The sequence below is a fragment of the Pseudomonas sp. P1_F1_2 genome, from assembly GCF_056405815.1.
The window spans coordinates 1-2042 of sequence record NZ_JBFUBK010000210.1 but is presented as its reverse complement, the minus strand read 5'-3'; the positions used below and the strand labels follow the sequence as shown (position 1 = coordinate 2042).

Annotated in this window: 1 protein-coding gene and 1 pseudogene; both read left to right on the top strand. The window is 52.2% G+C overall.

The features are described 5' to 3' along the window. The coding region (locus AC1D2P_RS30625) for an RHS repeat-associated core domain-containing protein (RefSeq protein WP_477811765.1) at nucleotides 1-748 on the top strand (748 nt) is incomplete at its 5' end. Nucleotides 749-1227: 479 nt separating this feature from the next. Next, a pseudogene (locus AC1D2P_RS30620) lies at nucleotides 1228-2042 on the top strand (RHS repeat-associated core domain-containing protein); the annotation flags it as partial.

The following is a 2042-nucleotide window of genomic DNA, read 5'->3' as shown; positions in this document are numbered from 1 at the left end:
TCTGGGTACGCCGCAGGAGCTCACTGACTACAGCGGTGAGATCATGTGGTCTGCCAAGTACCGCGCTTATGGCAATCTCGCTGCACTCGATGTTGCCGAAATTGACAACCCGCTGCGGTTTCAGGGGCAGTACTTCGATGCGGAGACGGGCTTACACTACAACCGGCATCGCTACTACAATCCGGGGACCGGGCGGTATCTGACGCCGGATCCGATCAAGCTTGCGGGTGGGTTGAACAACTACCAGTACGTGCCTAACCCTACGGGGTGGGTGGATCCGTTGGGGTTGAATGGATGTCCAGGGGCCGGGAGCAATCCTGATTCGAAAAATCCCGCCGACAAAGCTAAAGTTGAGACTAAGGAGCCGCCAACCCCGGAGGATACTTGGTCAAGCCCTTCAGTTAAAAGAGCCTCCGATCAGCTTGATCGCGGGGCGAAAGATGTAACGGTTAACAGCAGAGGAGAGGCTGAGGAGCTATTTAGAGGGAAATACGTAGGTGAAGGCTATAGAAACGCCGAAGAATTTAACTCCGTGACCGCCAAAGACTACTTTGTAACTCCCGAAGGGAAAGAGTCATACTACCACTGGGACGACACACCCGTTTCCAACATCGAAACCAGAAAAGTATACATGGCGAATCACAGCCCTACTGACCCCCATGCCGCCTTGCCACATTTGCAACTACATCCAAAAGACGGCAAAGTAATCCGTATCTACTGGCCAAATCAATTTGAGGGGCAAAAATGAACGAGCAGAAAACAATCCCACGAAGTGTTTGGTACGGTCTCGACGGCAAAAGCTACGACTCAATTGCGCAAGAATTGAACTCTGAAGACCCACTGTCGCGTAAATGGGCCGCGATATATGCAATTTACAAATATAAATTTCTAACGAACGATCCTTTTCGATACTATGACTTTATAAACAATTCAAAAAACTCTCGGTACGCGATCATAATATTTTCAGTACCTATTGAGACACTCGAAACTAGCGACGGCATAGATGACCGCGACATAAATATAGAAAATTTTGAAGAGTTGAATTCAGAAGAAGAAATAAATAGCTTTTTGAAAAACAACCAAGTCAACCCAGAGTTGTTCACAGCTCCATGGCGTTGTGACTATCCACTTTAACTCACCAAAAACAGGCCAGCAAAACAATAAAGCAACAATAAAGGGGACGGATTTATTTTCAGCGAAAGAAAATAAATCCGTCCCCTTTTCACTTACGCCTACGACGCCAACGGCAACCTCGCCGGCATCGACGACAGCCGCAAAGGCAATCGCAGCTACCACTACGACCCGCTCGATCGCCTGATCAACGTCCGAGGCAGCACCCCGGAAAGCTTCGCCCACGATCCCGCCGGGAACTTGCTGGGCCAAGGCGACCAAGCCAGCGCAAACCTGGCCAACGTCAAAGGTAACCGCCTGCTGATGCAGGGCGACCGCCACTACGACTACGACGCCTACGGCAACCTGACCCGCGAACGTCGCGGCACCGGGCAGAAACTCGTCACCGAATACCGTTACGACTGCCAGCACCGTTTGATTGGTGCCAGTCTGCCGGGGGGTAGTGTCGCGTCCTATAAATACGACGCCTTCGGCCGGCGCATCGAAAAAACTGTCGATGGCAGCACCACTGAATTCCTGTGGCAAGGCGAACGCCTGATCGCCGAAAGCGCTGACAACCGCTATCGCACTTACGTTTATGAACCAGGTAGTTTCCGTCCGCTGGTGATGCTGGATGGCGAAGGTCCACTGAGGGCGACGCCGTTTTACTATCAGCTCGATCATCTGGGTACGCCGCAGGAGCTCACTGACTACAGCGGTGAGATCATGTGGTCTGCCAAGTACCGCGCTTATGGCAATCTCGCTGCACTCGATGTTGCCGAAATTGACAACCCGCTGCGGTTTCAGGGGCAGTACTTCGATGCGGAGACGGGCTTACACTACAACCGGCATCGCTACTACAATCCGGGGACCGGGCGGTATCTGAMTCTGACGCCGGATCCGATCAAGCTTGCGGGTGGGTTGAACAACTA